Source organism: Mycobacterium shottsii (genome assembly GCF_010728525.1).
Lineage (GTDB): Bacteria > Actinomycetota > Actinomycetes > Mycobacteriales > Mycobacteriaceae > Mycobacterium > Mycobacterium marinum.
Window position 1 is genome coordinate 5,314,227 of the sequence record NZ_AP022572.1, and the last position, 18,919, is coordinate 5,333,145.

Here is an 18,919-nt window from a genome sequence, read left to right on the forward strand (position 1 = left end):
AGCAAGATTTAACATGGTCGTCACTCACGACCATGGCTCTTGCTGGAACCCGTTTGGTGGACATGAGCTTTGAGGTTACTAAGGATCAGCGATAGGTGAGATGTTGGGACCGACGGTCCTGGGAAAATTTGGGCCATCCAATCACCCTTCCCAGGGCCCGGACGCCGGGTGCAATCTGAAGCATCGAGGGGTCTACGACAATCACCTCGGCAAATCATCTCTGGATAACCAACCAACAGCCGATTTTCATGAGAAGTGCTAAGTACGAGCACTGCTAAATAAGTTTGGCGCGCGCAACGTTTGGCGATACACGCAGCTGCGGTAACCACGCCCGGCGGTGATCGCCCCACTCCCCTAGCCCCGAGCAAGCCGTAACCAGTCGCGGCAAAACCGTTGCAACAAAGGCAATGTGGCATCTCGGGCACGCGGTGTCGCGCGGCGGTGCGCTGAGGCGTTGCCGCTAAGTCGTTACCAGGCAACGGGTTGGGGCCAACTCGCCGCGCCCCCGGGGCCACCGATTCAGCGTTGCGGATCCATCCAACAAAGTGCCCGCAACGACTTCCGGCCGATCGCTAAGCGACCCGAATAGCTAACTTCAGCAATGGCTTTGATCGATCTGCGGCCGCAACTAGCCCAGGCTAGCCGCGAACCGGCGCCGAGCGGATTCGCCGGTGGCCGGTCACAGCTTCTTCAGCCCCCGCAACACCTTGGCGTGCGGCAGCACCGCAGTGACGGTCTTGCGCAGGCTCGGGTTGACCAGGCTGCCATTAATCACCAGCAGATACCTCAGACCGTGGTCCCGCCACTCGGCGACCTGATCGATGACCTCGTCCGGCGTGCCGCTGGCCACCACTTCGCGGATCAGGCCGGGCGGAACCTTCGCGGTGTAGGAGAGGACCGTTTCCCTGTCCATCGTCTGGGGGATCAGATCCTGCACGCCGGTGAAGTCGGCTCCCATCGGGTGCTCGACACCGTGGCGCGCCCAGGCCTCCGCGGGCATTCCGAGCGCGTTCATTTTGACGATCACCGAGTCCAGCGCTTCATCCACGTCGTCGCGACTACACCCGGTGACCACGCCGCGCACTGCCGAAGGGGTGATGGACATCGGGTCACGACCGACATCGGATGCCGCGGCAGGCACCGCTTCCAGCGCGCGGCTGTAGTCGGTGGGCCGGATGATGACGATGGGCACCCAGGCGTCCGCGTAGCGTCCGCTAGCCCTCAGCATCCGCGGACCGTGCGCCGCGAGCCAGATTTCGGGCCACTTTCCCTTGTAGGGCGGCAGGTCGAACAGGGCATTGCGCAGTGGAAAGTACGGCGACTCACGCGTGACCAGCGCCCCGTTCGAATCCCACAGGGCACGAATCGTCGCGAGGCCCTCTTCGAACCGCGCAACGGGCTTGCTCCACTCCACCCCGTAGGGCTCGTTGCCCTCACGTTCTCCAACACCGATACCAAGAATGGCTCGGCCTCTGGTCAGCAGATGCACAGTCGCCGCGGCTTGCGCGGTAACCGCTGGATTGCGACAGCCGACATCGGTCACGCACACACCGAGCCGCAAGCGGTTGATCCGGTTGCCCGCGGCGAGGTTTCCCAGCATCGTCCAAGGCTCGTAGTTGGCATCAACCTTGGGCACCAGCCGCGCCCCAAGACCGAGAAATTCGGGGGTCGCCACCGACCGTGGCACCAGCGCGTTGAGATGGTCACCGATCCAATACGAGTCGGCGCCCATCACTGCGCCGGCCATCATGCTCGACCGCGCGATCATGCTCGGTGGAAGGCGCGAGTGCACCGGAGCGTCGACAAAGCCGTAACGAAAGCCGCTCGATTTCTTCAAAATCCGCCTACCTTGCCGTCCGTCGCGGTGTGACTGCGGCGAGGTTACCTGACGTTTCTGTGGACATGCCGCAGCCAACTGGCGGCCTGCGGATCGCCGGCCGGCCCTACCATCTCGCGCCGATGACGCGGCGACTGCGTTCCTACGCAATTGCATTCATCGCTGGTCGCCCGCAACTCAGCCTCCCCAGCCCGCTCAGGTAGTCTCGCCCGATGAGTTCAGCGCAACGCGAGTTCGACATCGTCTTATACGGCGCAACCGGCTTCTCCGGCATGCTGACCGGCCAACACCTTGCGCAACGTGACACGAACGCTCGGATCGCCCTGGCCGGCCGTTCGCCCCAACGGCTGCGGGCCGTGCGGGACAAGTTGGGCCCACTAGCCAGCGACTGGCCACTCGTCGTCGCCGACGCATCACAACCGGCGACGCTCGAGGAGATGGCCACCCGGGCACAGGTCATCCTCACCACCGTTGGCCCCTACACACGCTATGGCCTGCCCCTGGTGGCGGCCTGCGCCAAGGCTGGCACCGACTACGCCGATCTGACCGGCGAATTGATGTTCTGCCGCAACAGCATCGACCTGTACCACAAACAGGCCGCTGACACCGGCGCCCGAATAGTGCTCGCGTGTGGATTCGATTCAATTCCATCGGATCTGAACGTCCACCACTTGTACCGCCGTGCCGCCGAAGACGGCACCGGAGAATTGGCCGAGACCAACCTGGTGCTCCGCTCGTTCTCCCAGCGTTGGGCCTCCGGCGGCTCGGTGGCAACCTATTCCGAAGCGATGCGCACCGCATCGAGCGATCCCGAGGCGTACCGGTTGGTCAACGACCCTTATACGCTGACCACCGACCGCAGTGCCGAACCCGATCTCGGTCCGCAGCCGGACTTTTCCATGCGGCGCGGACGCGACCTAGCTCCTGAGCTCGCGGGCTTCTGGACCGGCGCATTCGTACAGGGCCCATTCAACACTCGAATTGTCCGACGTAGCAATGCATTACAGGATTGGGCTTATGGCAAGCAATTCCGCTACTCGGAGACGATGAGTCTCGGTCGGTCGTTTGCGGCACCAATCGCCTCCGCTGCCGTCACGGGCGCTATCGCCGGCGGCATCGGTTTGGGCAACAAGTACTTCAGTCGCCTACCGCAACGTGCGTTAGAGCGGGTCACTCCGAAACCAGGCACCGGCCCGAGCCAAAAAAGCCGGGAACGCGGCCATTACCGCTGTGAGACGTACACCACCACGACCACCGGTGCCCGCTACCTGGCGACGTTCGCACACAACGTCGACGCGTATGCCTCGACGGCCGTGCTGCTCGGCGAAAGCGGTCTGGCCCTGGCGCTGGACCGCGATCGGCTCTCCGAGTTGCGCGGTGTGCTGACCCCCGCCGCCGCCATGGGGGATGCACTGCTGGCGCGGCTGCCCCAGACCGGCGTCGTTGTGAGCGCGACCCGACTGCACTGACTCCTGGCGCCGCCGCTCAGGTCAGCGCCCGAGCGGCGGTCGCCGGCCGATCAGATCTTCGGGCTGATTCCGTCGGATGCGAGAAAGTCGTCGAAATACGTGGGCGGCTTCAGGTTGAGTAGGCGCTCGCGGTCGGCGACCAGATCCGCGTAGTCGAGGGCCTCGATCTGGTCCGCCGTGTAGGACAACTGCGATTCCGCCGAGCCCTTACGCACGATCCCGACGCCGAAATCGCAGTTGAGCACCGCGACCTGCAGATCCGCCCGAGTGCTGCGCAGATGAACGATCGCCTTCCAGACGTCGCCGCTCCACAACATCTGCCACCAGCGGTTCTCGGCACGAAAGTCTTCATAGGACGCCGCCGGATAGGCGATCGAAGGATGCGTGGGGTTGCAGTCGTGCAGGACGATGACCCCGTCGTCCTTGAGGTAGCGCAGGATATTCTCGACATCACGCACTACCTGCTTGTAGGTGTGCAGCCCGTCGACCAAGGCCACATCGACACCGTTGTGCTCGAGATAGCCGGCATCATTGGAGAAAAAGGCGTCACTGGTCGTCTCGAAGTAATGGGTGACACGCGCCTTGGCCGAGGCCAGCTTGCGGGTCCGCGCCGACAGCTTGAACTCGGGGTCGATTGCCGTCTTCTCGTCGGCAGCTATTCGCCGGAACGCAAACCCATGGGAGACACCGATCTCGAGGTAAACAGGCGCCGCCCTACCGGCGAGCGCCCGTTGCACGGCCCTGACCCGGTTCATCCGACGATCCTTCCCGAAGTGGAACTGACCGTAGTTCCATGACTCTTCGGTGAGGCGCCACACCAGCGCCTTTGAAGTTTCGGTTGCTCCCATGAAGGGTTCCTTTCGCCGAGAGGAGAAACGTTAGCCGCAGTGCGGCATCGAACTAACGTTTGAATCGAGGATCTGTGGGGACCGAATCGTCCGATACCGCCGATGAGCCGACTGCTGGTCCAAACCTACTAATTGACCTGATTGACAGGCGCGTCCCCTGCTCGCCGGCCACCGATTTCGCGACCGCGCCCTCGGATACGCGCCGCAAAGCGCTCTCCACATGCTGAGGAAAGCGAGCCAATTCGCGCCCGAACACCTCGGCGAGCTCCTGAGCGGATTGCCGGTATCCAGGTCGGTCGAGCAGCTGGCGCACGGCCGCCGACACCGAGCGAGCCTTGAGCCGCTCGGTGCGCAGCAGCAAGCCCGCTCCGGCTGCCTCGATGGCCTGCATGTTGAGGTGCTGGTCCAGGTTGCTAGCGATCCCCAGCACCGGCACCCCAGCCACCAGGGCCTGCTGCGTCGTGAGGCTGCCCCCGTTGCAAATCACCACGTCGGAGCGAGCCGCGGCCGCCTCGCCCGGCAGATAGTCCGCCACATAGGCATTGGCCGGGATATTGTCCAGGTCGCTACGGTCGGCGGTGGCAGCGATGACCGTCACCGGCAGATCGGCCAGGCCGTTCAACACCACCTGCAACAGATTCCGCCCCCCGGAGGTACCCAGGGTCGCGTAGACGATCGGCCGGTCCGCCGGCAGCGAATCCCACCAGTCCGGCGTCTCCCCCGACGGCGACCAGAGAACCGGGCCGAGATACTGGTGGTTGTCCGGCCGGTTGTAGGTCGGCTGCAGCTCGGGGATATCCGCGTACAGGGTTTGGTCGCCATCGGTGAAAATGCGGCACAGGTTCAAACCCAGGCTCGGCAATCCGTGCTTGCGCCGGACCCGATTCAGCGGCATGCACTGCAGAGCGAAGAACAACGGTCGCTCCAGCCGGTAGGCGCGCTTGACCAGCCGAACACCGAACAGGCGGCTCCAGAACACCTCGGGCAGCGGAAAACGACGGCGCGAGTAGGGACTCCAGTAGGCGTTGGCGATGGCGACGTAGGGAATGCCGGCCAGTCGGGCGCTGGCCGATAGGGAAATGCGAAGGTCACCGACGACCAGATCCGGCGCAACCTCGGCCAGCACCCTGCTGTCCTCCTCGACGTACTGGCGCAATGTCCGGGTCGTATAGAAACGGCCCTGCACCAGGTTGCCAAGAAATCGCTCGCTGGGGATGGTGTAGATCGGGTGATGGGGAAACGGGATCGGCCCCAGCAGCTTGTTGAACCGCGGGTCACACGCGAAATGCACCTCATAGCGGCTCGGGTCCAGCGACAGCGCGACGACGAACGGTCGCACGACGTGGGCCAGCGTCGTTGCCTCGGCGACAAACAGGACCCGCTGCCTCCTGACGGGCTGCGGTGCGTTTGTTGCGATGCTCATGACCGCGTCCCTTCACGACGTTTGTCGGCAAGTTGTCGGTAACCGTTGTTCGTTACGCCCCACCCAAACGCCGTAGCGTACCCCTGGACGCCCGCGGTCTGGAAGATCGGGCCAAAATGGCGTGGGCGATGCCAATCCGGTCGACTCGTTCACCGCAGCGCCCGGTCGCGATGACATCCACCCGGGCGCCCGCGCTTCATTGCCCATCTCGAACATCGTGTTTCATTGTGTACCAACGCTTTTGCGCAGCCGTCCGGAACTCTATCGCCAGCCAATGCGACGCTGCCGCCAACCGGTTCACTGACGGCCGGGACGCCCGGTCGCCAGCAAGCGGGAGGCGAACCCGCATGCGCCCCCCAAAACAGCCGCATATCCTGCGGATTCCGGCCACGGCACCCCCTTGCGCTTATACCCCCATAGGGTATATGTTGCCGCAAGGGAGCGGGTCGGCCCAGAATGAAGACTTGCCGTATGGATGATGCGAAACGGAGGACCGGGTGGCGGGCACAGTATTGGGAGCGGTCGGCCATGCACTGGCCCTGACCGGATCGATGACCTGGGAAATCTTGTGGGCGCTGATCTTGGGCTTCACGTTGTCGGCGATGGTGCAGGCCGTGGTGCGACGCTCGACGATCGTTGCTTTGATGGGCAACGACAAACCGCGCACGCTTGCGGTTGCCGCCGGACTGGGCGCCGCTTCGTCGTCCTGCTCCTACGCCGCGGTGGCGCTGGCACGATCACTGTTTCGCAAGGGCGCGAACTTCACCGCAACCATGGCGTTTGAGATAGGTTCCACCAACCTGGTCGTCGAGCTGGGCATCATCCTGGCGTTGTTGATGGGCTGGCAGTTCACCGCCGCGGAGTTCGTCGGTGGCCCGCTGATGATCATCGTGTTGGCCGTGTTGTTCCGGCTGTTCGTACGCACCCGGCTCATCGACGCGGCCCGCGAGCAGGCCGAACGCGGGATCGCTGGCTCCATGGAAGGTCACGCCGCCATGGCCATGTCGGTGGGCGGCGAGGACTCGTTTCTGCGCCGGCTGTTCTCCCGCCGCGCCTTCACCTCGGTGTCGCACGTGTTCGTGATGGAGTGGGCGGCAATTCTGCGCGACCTCGTTCTCGGTCTGGTGATCGCCGGCGCAATCGCGGCTTGGGTTCCCGAAACTTTCTGGCAGAACTTCTTTTTGGCGAATCATCCGAACTTGTCGGTGGTGTGGGGACCGCTCGTTGGCCCCGTCGTCGCGATCGTCTCTTTCGTCTGCTCGATCGACAATGTGCCACTTGCCGCGGTGCTGTGGAACGGTGGCATCAGCTTCGGCGGTGTCATCGCCTTCATCTTAGCCGACCTGCTGATCCTGCCGATCTTGAACATCTACCGGAAGTACTACGGGACGAAGATGATGCTGACCCTGCTGGGCACCTTCTATGTCTCGATGGTCGTCGCTGGATACCTGATCGAACTCATCTTTGGCGCGGCGAACTTGATTCCTCGACAGCGCAGCGCCACGGTCCTGCACGCGGGCATTTCGTGGAACTACACCACCTGGCTCAACATCATCTTTCTCGGAATCGCGGCAGTGCTGGTGACTCGCTTCATCACCAGTGGCGGCATGCCGATGCTGCGTATGATGGGCGGCTCTCCCGAAGCCGAAGGCCACCAACACGGCCATCAGTGTCACTAGGTCCTGTCTGCTAATTGCGGACGCGGTGGTAGGTGATGATGGCGGCCAGGGTGGCACCGCCGAGGTAGGTCAGGGCGTATTTGTCGTAGCAGGTGGCGACCGCGCGCCAGTGTTTGAGCCGGTTGAAGCTTCGCTCGACGGTGTTGCGGTGCTTGTAGATTCGGCCTGAGAACCCCGGAGGCCGTCCTCTGTTGCGGCCTTTGGCTTTGCGGCGGGTGATCTGGTCGCTGCGCTCGGGGATGGTATGGGCGATCTTGAGCCGGCGCAGCTGTGCCCGCGTCGAGTCATGGGAGTACGCCTTGTCCGCCAGCAGGCGAAACGGGGCGTATGAGTTGCTGCACCGGGCGGCCAGCAATGGCCAAAGCATCGGATTATCACCGGCTTGACCGGCCGACAGTGCCAGGGTGACCGGACTGCACAGCTGGTCGGTCAAGGCGTGGATCTTGGTAGTCAGCCCGCCGCGGGAACGCCCAATGGCGTGGTCATCGGGCTCATCGAGATATTTCTTGTAATTCGACAGATCCCCTGTGCGGCGCCCGGGCGCGCTCCGGCTGCGTGTTGGTGGGCGCGCACACTGGTCGAATCGACCGACAACAGTGCGCCCAGGTCGGCGTCCTCGGCGTCGAGGTCAGAGGCGATCGCCGCGAAGATCCGCGCGTAGATGCCATCGACCGACCAGCGTAGATGCCTCTCGGCCACCGATTGCCAGGGACCGAAGTGCTCGGGCAGGTCACACCACGGAGATCCCGCACGGTAACGCCAGATAATGCCCTCCAGAGTACGTCGATGATCGTTCCACGGCCGGCCACGCCGCCGCCCCGCAGGCAACACCGCCACGATCAGCGACCACAAATCATCAGAAATCGCATGCGTCCGCATCACCCAAACAGCATCAGCCAAAACACCATTCACATTAAGCAGACACGCCCTAGCCGAGGGCGCCGGCGGTATCCTTTCCGGCGGCAATGTCTCAGAATTTTCCACCGCCGCCTGGCGGTCCACCGCCGCCGGCCGATATCGGTCGGCTACTACTGCGTTGCCACGACCACCCTGGGATCATCGCCGCCGTCAGCACGTTCCTGACCCAGGCCGGCGCCAACATCATTTCCCTGGACCAGCACTCCACCGCCCCCGAGGGCGGAACATTACTGCAGCGGGCGATCTTTCACCTACCCGGGCTCACCGCTGCCATCGACGAACTGCAGCGCGAGTTCGGCAGTGCCGTCGCCGACAAGTTCGACATCGACTACCGGTTCACTGAAGCGGCCAAACCCAAACGAGTCGCGATCATGGCTTCCAAGGAAGACCACTGCTTGTTAGATCTGCTGTGGCGCAACCGACGTGGCGAACTCGAGATGTCGGTTGCAATGGTGCTCGCCAACCACCCTGATCTGGCCGACCATGTGCGCCCGTTCGGTGTGCCGTTCATCCACATCCCCGTGACTCGGGACACTCGCGCCGACGCCGAACAGCGTCAACTTCAGTTGTTAAGCGGCAACGTGGATCTGGTGATCCTGGCTCGCTACATGCAGATCCTCAGCCCCACGTTTCTCGACGCCATCGGTTGCCCGTTGATCAACATTCATCACTCGTTTCTTCCCGCCTTCACCGGCGCGTCTCCTTACAAACGCGCCCGGGAACGTGGCGTCAAGCTGATCGGCGCCACCGCACACTACGTGACCGAAGCTCTCGACGAGGGGCCGATCATCGAACAAGACGTCGTTCGGGTCGACCACAATGACACCGTGCACGACCTGGTGCGAGTCGGCGCCGACGTGGAGCGCGCCGTGCTGTCGCGTGCCGTGCTGTGGCACTGCCAGGACCGCGTCATCGTGCACCACAACCAGACCATCATCTTCTGACGCCGCGGCCGGCCGTCAACGCCGGCATACCCGCGACACCGATGCACCCCGGGGCACCAAGAATGTGCCAAGGTTTCGCCAAGCGCGCGCCATCAACCTTGCTTGGACGGCGACATTCGCCTCACCCGCATCCGATGACCGAACAGAAAGGCATCTATGATCGCTGCCCGAATCCGTGCCCTCGCCGGGATGTCGCTGTTGGCCTCGGCCATCGGCCTGGCCGCCTTCGCAGCGGCCGGAGCCGCCAGCGCGGCCCCCAGCCACCAGCCCGACTACGGCACCTACACCTGCTACGACACGGCGACGCAAACCTTCTACGGCTGCTTCGACCCACGCTAGTCGGGGCCGCATCGTCGCTCGACACTGTGGACAGGTGAGCGGACCTAGTCGCCAACCGCGGCTAGGTCCGCTGCTATTTTGTCCGCTCCCGCAGTCGGCGGTTCACCGGTTCCGGCAGCAGTTCGGAGACGTCGCCGCCGAGCATCGCCACCTCTTTGGCCAGCGACGACGACACAAACGAATACCGCGGCGCCGTCGCGACGAAGAATGTGTCGACGCCGGCGATGTGTTTGTTCATCTGCGCCATCTGCAGCTCGTACTCGAAGTCGGTGCCGGTGCGCAACCCCTTGACGATGGCGTTCATCCCCTGGGCCTTGACGAAGTCGACCACCAAGCCTTGCCCGGCCTCGACCCGCAGGTTGGGCAGGTGAGCCGTCGACTCCTTGATCATCGCGATCCGCTCATCGAGGTCGAACATGCCCTTCTTGGCGGGATTGACCAGAATCGCCACCACCACCTCGTCGAACTGAGCGGCGGCGCGTTCGAAGACGTCGACGTGCCCCAACGTCACCGGGTCGAACGAACCCGGACATACCGCGCCCGTCATCTGCGCCGCTTCTCCTCGTCGCTTCGGCCTGCCTGGTCGCCGGCGGTCATGACCGATGACGGTACACGCTGGCCTACGACCGGTCGGCCAGCTCCAAACGGGTGTCGCCGTAAACCCGCTCGGGCCACACCGACCAGCCGGCCGGCCAGGTCAACGCCGCACCGGTGGCCGGCCGCTCCACGACGGCCACCGTTGCCTGGTGCACCCACCCGTGGGAGTCCAAAGCCGCCAAGACGGCTTCGATCTCGGCGCACGAGACATCGTAGGGCGGGTCGGCCAGGATCAGGTCGAACGGCGACGCGGTGCCACCCGCCAGGACCGCAGCAACCGCACCCCGGCGCAGTGTCGCGCCGGCGAGCCCCAGCGCCTCGATGTTGCGGGCCAGAACGGCCGCGGTGCGCTGATCGGACTCCACGAACAGCGCGGCGGCCGCGCCGCGCGAGAGTGCCTCCAGTCCCAGTGCTCCCGAACCGGCATACAGGTCCAGCACGGCCAGGCCGGTCATCGCGCGTCGCGCCGCAAGAATGTTGAATAGCGACTCGCGCACCCGATCGGTGGTGGGTCTGGTACCACGCTGCGGGACAACGAGGCGACGGCCGCCGGCGACGCCAACGATGATCCGGGTCAGCTCACCACCACCAGCAGGTCGCCGCCCTCCACCTGGGCGGTCGACGACACGGCAACCCGTTCGACGGTGCCATCGTTGGGCGCGGTGATCGGGGCCTCCATTTTCATCGCCTCGATGGTGGCGATGGTTTGCCCGGCGCTCACCCGATCCCCGACCGCGACGCCCACGCTGACCACGCCGGCGAACGGCGCGGCGATGTGTCCAGGATTGCCGCGGTCGGCCTTCTCGGCGGTCGGGACCGCACTGGCAATGCTGCGGTCACGCACCAGTACCGGCCGCAGCTGACCGTTCATGATGCACATGACGGTTCGCATTCCACGCTCGTCGGGTTCGGAGATGGCCTCCAGGCCGATCAACAGTTCCACCCCGCGCTCCAGCTTGACCCGGTGCTCCTCGCCCTGTCGCAGGCCGTAGAAGAACTGGTTGGCCGACATTTGGGACGTATCGCCGTAGGCTTCGCGGTGCTCCTCGAACTCCTTTGTCGGCGCCGGGAACAGCAACCGGTTCAAGGTCGCCTGGCGTTTGGGTCGCGGCGCGGCCAGCGCGCTGTGGTCCTCGCCGGTGAGCTGACCAACGGGCTTCGCCGGTGCGCGCCCGGCCAGGGCCGCACTCCGCAATGGTTCCGGCCACCCCCCGACCGGGTCGCCCAGATCGCCACGCAAGAAGCCCAAGACCGAGTCCGGAATGTCGAATCGTGCGGGCTCGGCAGCGAATTCGTCCGCACTCACCCCGGCACCAACCAGCGCCAGGGCCAGATCGCCGACCACCTTCGAGGATGGGGTGACCTTGATCAAGCGGCCCAGCACCCGGTCGGCTCCGGCGTAGGCCTCTTCGACCTCTTCGAACCGGTCCCCCAGCCCCAGCGCAATCGCCTGCTGGCGCAGGTTCGACAGCTGGCCGCCCGGAATCTCATGGTGGTAGACCCGACCCGTCGGACCCGGCAACCCGGACTCGAAGGGCGCGTAGACCTTTCGCACCGCCTCCCAGTAAGGCTCGAGCGCGCAAACCGCCGCCAGTGACAGACCGGTGTCGTATTCGGTGTGCGCGGCGGCGCCAACGATCGAACTCAGCGCGGGCTGGCTGGTGGTACCGGCGAGCGGGGCGGCGGCGCCGTCGACGGCGTCGGCCCCCGCATGCCAGGCGGCGACATAGCTGGCGAGCTGGCCGCCCGGGGTGTCGTGGGTGTGCACATGCACCGGCAGGTCGAAGCGAGTGCGCAGTGCGGTGACCAGCTGGTGAGCCGCCGGGGCCCGCAACAGTCCGGCCATGTCCTTGATGGCCAGCACATGAGCGCCCGCCTCCACGATCTGCTCGGCCAGCCGCAGGTAGTAGTCCAGCGTGTAGAGCTGCTCGGCCGGGTCGCTCAGATCGCCGGTGTAGCACATCGCGACTTCGGCTATCGCAGAACCGGTTTCGCGCACCGCGTCGATCGCGGGCCGCATGGACTCCAGGTTGTTGAGCGCATCGAAGATCCGGAAGATGTCGATGCCGGTCGCGGTCGCTTCCTCGATGAAGGACGAGGTAACCACCTCGGGGTAGGGCGTGTACCCCACCGTGTTGCGGCCACGCAGCAGCATCTGCAGGCAGATGTTGGGCATCGCCGCGCGCAGCGTGGCCAGCCGCTCCCACGGGTCCTCTTTGAGGAAGCGCAGCGCCACGTCGTAGGTCGCACCACCCCAACACTCCACCGAGAGCAGCTGCGGCATGGTCCGCGCCAGATAGGGCGCCACCCGGCTCAATCCGCTGGTGCGCAGCCGAGTGGCCAGCAACGACTGGTGGGCGTCTCGGAAGGTCGTGTCGGTGACCCCCACCGCCGGCGATTCCCGGAGCCAGCGCGCGAAACCCTCCGGCCCCAATTCGACCAGGCGCTGCTTGGAGCCGGCCGGCGGCGGGGCATCCAGATCAACATGGGGCAGCTTGTCGTTCGGGTAGACCTTGGACGGGCGGCTGCCGTGCGGCTTGTTGACCGTGACATCAGCCAGGTAGTTCAGAATCTTGGTGCCGCGGTCGGCCGAGGTGCGCGCGGTCAGCAGCTGGGGGCGTTCGTCGATGAACGCCGTCGTGATGCGCCCGGCTTGGAAGTCCGGGTCATCCAGAACCGCCTGCAAGAAGGGAATGTTGGTCGATACGCCGCGAATCCGGAACTCGGCGATCGCCCGGCGTGCCCGGTTCACCGCCGTCGAGAAATCCCGTCCCCGGCAGGTCAGCTTGACCAGCATGGAATCGAAGTGCGCGCTGATCTCCGCACCGAGGTTGGTGCTGCCGTCCAGGCGGATGCCCGCGCCGCCGGGGGCGCGCAGGGCGCTGATCCGCCCGGTGTCGGGCCGGAAACCGTTGGTCGGATCCTCGGTGGTGATCCGGCATTGCAGGGCGGCGCCGTGCGGCCGGACGGTTTGCTGTCGTAAACCCAGATCTTCGAGCGAATCCCCCGCGGCGATCCGCATCTGGCTGGAAACCAGGTCGACGTCGGTGATCTCCTCGGTTACGGTGTGCTCCACCTGAATCCGCGGATTCATCTCGATGAAGACGTATTCACCACTTTGGTCCAGCAGGAACTCGACGGTACCGGCGCAGGTGTAGCCAATGTGACGGGCGAAGGCGACCGCATCCGCGCAGATCTTGTCGCGCAGCTCACCGGGCAGGTTAGGCGCCGGCGCCAACTCGATGACCTTCTGGTGACGGCGCTGCACACTGCAGTCGCGCTCGTAGAGGTGAATCACGTTGCCTTGCGTGTCCGCCAGGATCTGCACCTCGATGTGACGGGGGTTCAACACCGCCTGTTCGAGATACACCGTCGGGTCACCGAATGCGGACTCGGCTTCGCGGCTGGCGGCCTCGATCGCTTCGGCCAGCGCGGAGATGTCGTTGACCCGGCGCATGCCACGGCCACCACCGCCGGCAACCGCCTTGACGAAGAGCGGAAAGCGCAGGCCGGTGGTCTCCGACTGCGCCGCAGCCACCAGCTCCTGCACCGAGGCCGACGGCGCCGACGACCTCAGCACGGGCAGCCCGGCCTCCCTGGCCGCGGTGACCGCGCGGGACTTGTTTCCGGTCAGCTGGAGCAGCTCGGCGCGGGGGCCGACGAAGGTGATGCCCGCCGCCGCACACGCCCCAGCCAGATCCGGGTTCTCCGACAGGAACCCATAGCCCGGGTAGATGGCATCCGCACCCGCACGGAGGGCGGTTTCGACGATCTCGTCCACCGACAGGTAGGCGCGCACCGGGTGCCCGACCTCGCCGATCTGGTAGGACTCGTCGGCCTTGGACCGGTGCAGCGAATTGCGGTCCTCGTACGCGTAGACGGCAACGGTGCCGACGCCCAATTCGTAGGCGGCGCGAAACGCGCGGATCGCGATCTCACCGCGGTTGGCCACCAGCACTTTTGAGATCATGATTGACCCCTTACTTCACCCGTCGCAACGCAAACTCGACACCTAGAGCAGTGTCGACCAATAGTTCCAGAAGCGAACCATGATCAGCAGAAACACTGCGGTGAGCCACAGCGTGGCAATCGACCACCGCCATTGGAAAAGCACCCGCACAGCAGCGCCGCTGGTGCTGTCCGGGTCCGGACGGAATGCTATCGAGCCAACCACGACTAACAAAGTCGCGGTGATGATCCAGACCACCATGCAGTACGGACACAGCGACCCGATGCGGTAGAGACTCTCGAAAATCAGCCAGTGCACGAACACCGTTCCGACCAGGACACCGATCGTCAGCCCCACCCAATACCAACGTGGCAGGGGTACTTTCGTCACCGCCAGCACGCCGGTGACCACCACCACGGTGAACGCCGCGATGCCGAACAGCTGGTTGGGAAAGCCCAGCAGCGAGGCCTGCGCGGTCGTCATCACCGAGCCGCACGACACGATGGGGTTGATGTTGCATGCGGGAACATAGCTGGGGTCGAGCAGGATCCTGACCTTCTCCACGGTCAGCGCTCCGGACGCAAGCAGGCCCGTCACACCGCAGATCAGCACCCACCATGCGCTGGGCATGGGCACGTGCACCTGGCGAACGGCGCCTGACGTCAGGTCGCTGGATCGCTCGGCGGAGTCAGCTGACACCACAGTGGTCAGGATGTCGCGTTGGCTGCGACCGCGTCAATGCCCGGAATGGGGCCCACGATCTCTTTGATCTTGGCCACCAGCGCTTCCGGCGTCGACCATTCGTATTCCTCGCCATTGATCTTGACCGTCGGGGTGGCATGTACATTGGCTGCCACCGCCAACCCGTTGACCTTGTCGAGGTACTTGCCGCTGTTGATGCAGTCCGGCACCGTTCCCGCCGCACCCGCCTCACGCGCGATTTCGATCAACTTCGCGTTGTCGGGGAATGTCTTGCCGACCTCGGACGGCTGAATGTCCTTGCTGAACATCGCGGTGTGGAACCGCCGGAACGCATCGATGGACTCATCGGCGACGCAGTACGCCGCGGCGGCGGCTCGCGCCGAATAGTTCTGGTTGCGCGGGCTGGAGAGAATGTCGACCATCGTGTAATCGGCGGCGACCGCCCCGATGTCGACCAGCCTGGACACCGTCGGGCCGAACGCGCGCTCGAACATGCCGCACGCCGGACACAGGAAGTCCTCGTAGAAGGTCATCACGACCTTGGGGTCCTGGGTCCCCGGCTGGGTGACCAGCTTGCTCGACGTCACCCGGACCGAGTCGTCGGGACCGGCGGCACTGCCGCCCTTTTTCTGATGCGAGGTCACGATGTAGAAGACCAGGGCGACCGCGAAGAACACGACGAACGCGGTGCCACCGATCTGGATGAGCCAGCCGAACTTGCCGTCGGGCGAATTCAGGTCGATCCGCGGGGGACGCTTGTTTTTGTCGGCCACAGGTTTGCTGATCCTCACATGTATTGGTCGGCTGCGCTTCGCTTGCGGGCTCGTTCAGCCTCCGGTGGTCGGGCGCCTCTAGAGTACCGGCGGCCGGCCAGCCGCAGCTGAGACCCACGACGATATTGACCGATGGTGCCCGCAACGGTCCGCACCCACGGCGCGAAGCCACCCCACCGGCACCGCTCAAACCCGGGTCAGGTGTGCACGCAGCGCAGAAATCAGCTCGCTGGTTGCGGCGGCACAACCACCACCGAGCGGAAACAGATTGAGGAACCCGTGCGTCAGCGACCCCATGGCGCGCAGGTCAACCGGGGTGCCGGCGGCCCGGAGGGCGGTCGCGTAGTTCTCGCCTTCGTCACGCAACGGGTCGAAGCCTGCCACCGCGATCAGCGCCGGCGCCAGCCCGGCCAGTGATTCGGCTCGTAACGGCGATACCCGCGGGTCCGCGGGCTCGATGCCGGAGCCCTTCAGGTACTGGGAGTGAAACCAGTCGATGTCGCGTTTGGTCAGCAAGAACCCTCGGGCGAACAGGCTCGCGGAACGGGTCCGCCCGGCAAAGTCTGTTCGTGGGTAGATGAGCCACTGGAAAATCGGGGCCGGGCCTCCGCTGTCTCGGGCCAGCTGGCTCACCACGGCCGCCAGGTTGCCCCCCGCACTGTCGCCACCGACCGCAACCCGTCCCGGCAGAGCACCAAGCTCGGCGGCGTGCGCGTGCGCCCACTCAAAGGCCGCGAACGCATCGTCGATCGCGGCGGGGGCGCGATGCTCGGGCGACAGCCGGTAGTCGATCGCCAGGACATGGATGCCCGCATCGCGACAAGTCAGTCGGCAGACCGCGTCGTGGGTGTTGAGGTCGCCGAGCGCCCACCCGCCCCCGTGGTAGAAGACCAGCAACGGCGCGGCCGCATCGCCGGGCGGACGGTAATGCCTGGCGCTGATGTCGCCGGCAGGTCCGGGCAGGGTTAATTCCTCGACATCGACATGGATCTGCGGACCGGGAAATCCCAACATCGCCTCGCGCATGTGGGCGCGGGAAGCGGCCAGGTCGTCATCGATCACCAGCCCGTCCAGACCCACGACCCGCATGCCCGACAACATCAGCTGCAATGCGGGATCGAGGGTGTTTCCGTCGATGATGACCGAGCGCCCCCGTGTGATCAGCCGTTTGGCGACATCCGGAACCCATGGGATGACCTTGGCGCCGACGACGGTGACGGTGTTCTGCACGCGACTCAGCCAGCTCATCGTCGCGTGCACCGTTTCAGGATGGAGGTCCGTCTCACCTGGCAAGCTATTTGTCATGGGCTACTCCCTAGAATCGCTAGACAAGCCTCGTCTTGCCTCGTCTTGCTGGACGACGATCATTCGGTAGCCGTCGTCGGGCTCGGCAACTGCTGGATCCCGACAACCCCCGAGCTAAACCGCAGTGAACGGGAAACCCGGCGCGCGGTCGGCGAGTCCGACGTGCCCTGCGACCAACTGTACGTGGTAGCCCTGTTGCCGAATCTGGACCACGGTTGCAGCCGCGGGCCGGATGCGCGGCAGCCATCCGACCATCTTCCACGCATCGGCGCTGGCCACCGCCGGACAAGTTCACCCGAAGCGCCCCCGACACCGAGCGTCACAGGGCGCAACGCCATCGCCGTCACCTGCGACGAAGCAGCGGCACGGGCGTTGATTAGGTGACATATACAACTCGGTAATATCGTGATCCCCTGAGTCGGTAAACCCCCAGACAGATTGCGAGCGACTTCCAACGTGTTCGACTTTGAACTGAGCGCCGATAAAATAACGGTGGCCTGGTCGCCAGAGGTTCGAACCCGACTTAGTCAAAATCCGCGAACGTTCAATTTTCACAGGTAGGTGAGATGATGCCGGGCGCCCCCAGCCCCTCTGCCCCATCGATAGCGCTCAATGACGAGAACACCATGCCGGTCCTCGGCATGGGCGTCGCTGGGTTGTCGGATGACGAGACCGAGCGCGCGGTGTCCGCGGCATTGGAAATCGGCTGCCGGCTCATCGACACCGCCGCCGCATACGGCAACGAGGCGGCAGTCGGGCGGGCCATCGCCGCATCCGGCATTCCCCGGGCGGAGTTGTTCGTCACCACCAAAGTCGCCACCGCTGACCACGGCTTCACCGCGTCCCGCGAGGCCTGCAAGGCCAGCCTGGACCGGCTGGGCTTGGACTACGTCGACCTGTACCTGATTCACTGGCCGGCCCCGGCGGTGGGCAAGTACGTGGACGCGTTCGGCGGCCTCATCCAGGCCCGCGGTGAAGGCTTCACCCGCTCCATCGGGGTGTCCAACTTCACCGAGGAACACGTCTCCAACGTCATCGACCTGACCTTCGTCACCCCCGCGGTCAACCAAGTCGAGTTGCACCCGCTGCTCAACCAGGACGAGCTGCGCAAGGCAAATGCCCAGCACAACGTGGTGACGCAGTCCTACACCCCGCTGGCGCTCGGCCGGCTGGCCGACAACCCGACCGTGACCTCGATCGCGGGCGAGTACGGCAAGACGCCCACCCAGGTGCTGCTGCGCTGGAACCTGCAACTGGGCAATGCCGTCATCTTCGGTTCCTCCAATGCCGAGCACATCGCCACTAACCTGGACGTGTTCGAGTTCGAGCTGGCCTCCCAGCACATGGACGCCATCAACGGCCTCAACGACGGGACCCGCCTGCGTGAGGACCCGATGATCTTCGCCGGGGTGTAACCGGCTACCCGGTCGGGCAGGTCGCCGCGGCCTGGCGCAGGACGTCGCTCGACGCCCGGTCGACCGGCAGCGCATATCCGCGCAGCACGGCGATGAATTGCATGGCGTATTGGCACGCAAACGCGGCGTTGGGCGGCATCCACCCGGCCGGCGGGGAGTCACCTTTGTCCTGATTGGCGTGCCCCTGCACGGCCAGCAAGTTGGCCGGATCGTTGGCGAACCGCAGCCGCCGCGCCGCCGGCCAGTCCGATGCGCCCATGTCCCACCCATACGACAGCGGGACGATGTGATCGATCTGCACCGATTGCCCCACTCTGGCGCCACGCTGGGAGACGACGATGGTGTTGGTATACGGGTCGTGCAGCGTGCCGGTGGCCACCGCATTCGGACACCGCTTGGTCACCACATAGGTCTTGTCGACGAGATCGCGGTCGAGGATGTCGTCACGAGTGTCACACCCGTTGTGGCCGCCGGGGGCGTCGTTGTTGTCGTCCCAGGCCGCGCCGAATGCGGCCCTGCGGTAGTCGTAGCGGTGCATTCGCCGCGGCAGCACGCCGATCCCGGCGAGCACGTCGGTCCCGGGTTGGACCGTCGGAACGTCGGCCCGCGCGGCGAACTCCTCTGCGTGCCTGGCCGTCGACGCCCGCACGCTCTGATAGGCGACCAGCACCGCAAGCAGCGCGGCCACCGACAGCCACAGCAGCATCTTTCGGTTCACGAC

At 65.1% G+C, this 18,919-nt stretch carries 14 protein-coding genes and 2 pseudogenes; 5 read left to right on the top strand and 11 right to left on the bottom strand.

Annotated elements, in window-relative coordinates; genetic code table 11:
* Positions 1 to 679: 679 nt before the first annotated feature.
* Positions 680 to 1,768: an LLM class flavin-dependent oxidoreductase gene (locus tag G6N41_RS24520; RefSeq protein WP_198965926.1), complete on the bottom strand. Its 1,089-nt coding sequence runs from the start codon at positions 1,766 to 1,768 to the stop codon at positions 680 to 682.
* 281 nt (positions 1,769 to 2,049) lie between these two features.
* Between G6N41_RS24520 and G6N41_RS24525 the strand changes: the two genes are divergently transcribed.
* Positions 2,050 to 3,306, top strand: a complete 1,257-nt coding sequence (locus G6N41_RS24525) for a saccharopine dehydrogenase family protein (protein WP_020724656.1) — start codon at positions 2,050 to 2,052, stop codon at positions 3,304 to 3,306.
* Between the two features lie 50 nt (positions 3,307 to 3,356).
* Here the strand turns inward: G6N41_RS24525 and G6N41_RS24530 are convergent, their stop codons facing one another.
* The gene (locus tag G6N41_RS24530; protein WP_020728204.1) at positions 3,357 to 4,154 is read right to left on the bottom strand and encodes a class I SAM-dependent methyltransferase; all 798 of its coding nucleotides are present in this window, start codon (positions 4,152 to 4,154) and stop codon (positions 3,357 to 3,359) included.
* A gap of 190 nt (positions 4,155 to 4,344) precedes the next feature.
* Positions 4,345 to 5,577 (bottom strand): annotated as a pseudogene (locus G6N41_RS24535) (glycosyltransferase); the annotation flags it as partial.
* 497 nt (positions 5,578 to 6,074) lie between these two features.
* On the opposite strand from G6N41_RS24535, the gene G6N41_RS24540 reads away from it, so the two are divergent.
* A complete protein-coding gene (locus tag G6N41_RS24540) occupies positions 6,075 to 7,256 on the top strand; it encodes a permease (RefSeq protein WP_198965927.1) in 1,182 nt (393 codons plus the stop codon).
* A gap of 10 nt (positions 7,257 to 7,266) precedes the next feature.
* Here G6N41_RS24540 and G6N41_RS24545 read toward each other — a convergent pair.
* A pseudogene (locus G6N41_RS24545) lies at positions 7,267 to 8,138 on the bottom strand (IS5 family transposase).
* Between the two features lie 83 nt (positions 8,139 to 8,221).
* On the opposite strand from G6N41_RS24545, the gene purU reads away from it, so the two are divergent.
* The gene (purU, locus tag G6N41_RS24550) at positions 8,222 to 9,118 is read left to right on the top strand and encodes a formyltetrahydrofolate deformylase (RefSeq protein ID WP_198965928.1); all 897 of its coding nucleotides are present in this window, start codon (positions 8,222 to 8,224) and stop codon (positions 9,116 to 9,118) included.
* A 156-nt stretch (positions 9,119 to 9,274) separates the two neighbouring features.
* Positions 9,275 to 9,457, top strand: a complete 183-nt coding sequence (locus G6N41_RS24555) for a hypothetical protein (RefSeq protein WP_011740056.1) — start codon at positions 9,275 to 9,277, stop codon at positions 9,455 to 9,457.
* A gap of 73 nt (positions 9,458 to 9,530) precedes the next feature.
* On the opposite strand, the gene coaD is transcribed toward G6N41_RS24555, so the two are convergent.
* From coaD to G6N41_RS24585, 6 genes are all read right to left on the bottom strand, one after another.
* Positions 9,531 to 10,004 (bottom strand): pantetheine-phosphate adenylyltransferase, encoded by a 474-nt coding sequence (gene coaD, locus G6N41_RS24560; RefSeq protein WP_020728202.1) that lies wholly within the window; start codon positions 10,002 to 10,004, stop codon positions 9,531 to 9,533.
* 73 nt (positions 10,005 to 10,077) lie between these two features.
* Positions 10,078 to 10,632 (bottom strand): 16S rRNA (guanine(966)-N(2))-methyltransferase RsmD, encoded by a 555-nt coding sequence (rsmD, locus tag G6N41_RS24565; RefSeq protein ID WP_198968004.1) that lies wholly within the window; start codon positions 10,630 to 10,632, stop codon positions 10,078 to 10,080.
* Complete coding sequence (locus G6N41_RS24570) at positions 10,629 to 14,024, bottom strand: pyruvate carboxylase (RefSeq protein ID WP_198965929.1); 3,396 nt, start codon at positions 14,022 to 14,024, stop codon at positions 10,629 to 10,631. Before G6N41_RS24570 ends, rsmD begins: the two co-directional genes overlap by 4 nt.
* A gap of 42 nt (positions 14,025 to 14,066) precedes the next feature.
* Positions 14,067 to 14,705 (bottom strand): vitamin K epoxide reductase family protein, encoded by a 639-nt coding sequence (locus tag G6N41_RS24575; RefSeq protein ID WP_081650985.1) that lies wholly within the window; start codon positions 14,703 to 14,705, stop codon positions 14,067 to 14,069.
* Between the two features lie 5 nt (positions 14,706 to 14,710).
* Positions 14,711 to 15,478, bottom strand: coding sequence for a DsbA family protein (locus G6N41_RS24580; RefSeq protein WP_198965930.1), 768 nt, complete (start codon positions 15,476 to 15,478; stop codon positions 14,711 to 14,713).
* A gap of 186 nt (positions 15,479 to 15,664) precedes the next feature.
* Complete coding sequence (locus tag G6N41_RS24585) at positions 15,665 to 16,726, bottom strand: alpha/beta hydrolase (RefSeq protein WP_269469323.1); 1,062 nt, start codon at positions 16,724 to 16,726, stop codon at positions 15,665 to 15,667.
* 623 nt (positions 16,727 to 17,349) lie between these two features.
* Here G6N41_RS24585 and G6N41_RS24590 point away from each other — a divergent pair.
* Positions 17,350 to 18,198, top strand: a complete 849-nt coding sequence (locus G6N41_RS24590) for an aldo/keto reductase (protein ID WP_198965932.1) — start codon at positions 17,350 to 17,352, stop codon at positions 18,196 to 18,198.
* A gap of 4 nt (positions 18,199 to 18,202) precedes the next feature.
* Here the strand turns inward: G6N41_RS24590 and G6N41_RS24595 are convergent, their stop codons facing one another.
* Positions 18,203 to 18,916, bottom strand: coding sequence for an HNH endonuclease family protein (locus G6N41_RS24595; protein WP_198965933.1), 714 nt, complete (start codon positions 18,914 to 18,916; stop codon positions 18,203 to 18,205).
* Positions 18,917 to 18,919 lie beyond the last annotated feature (3 nt).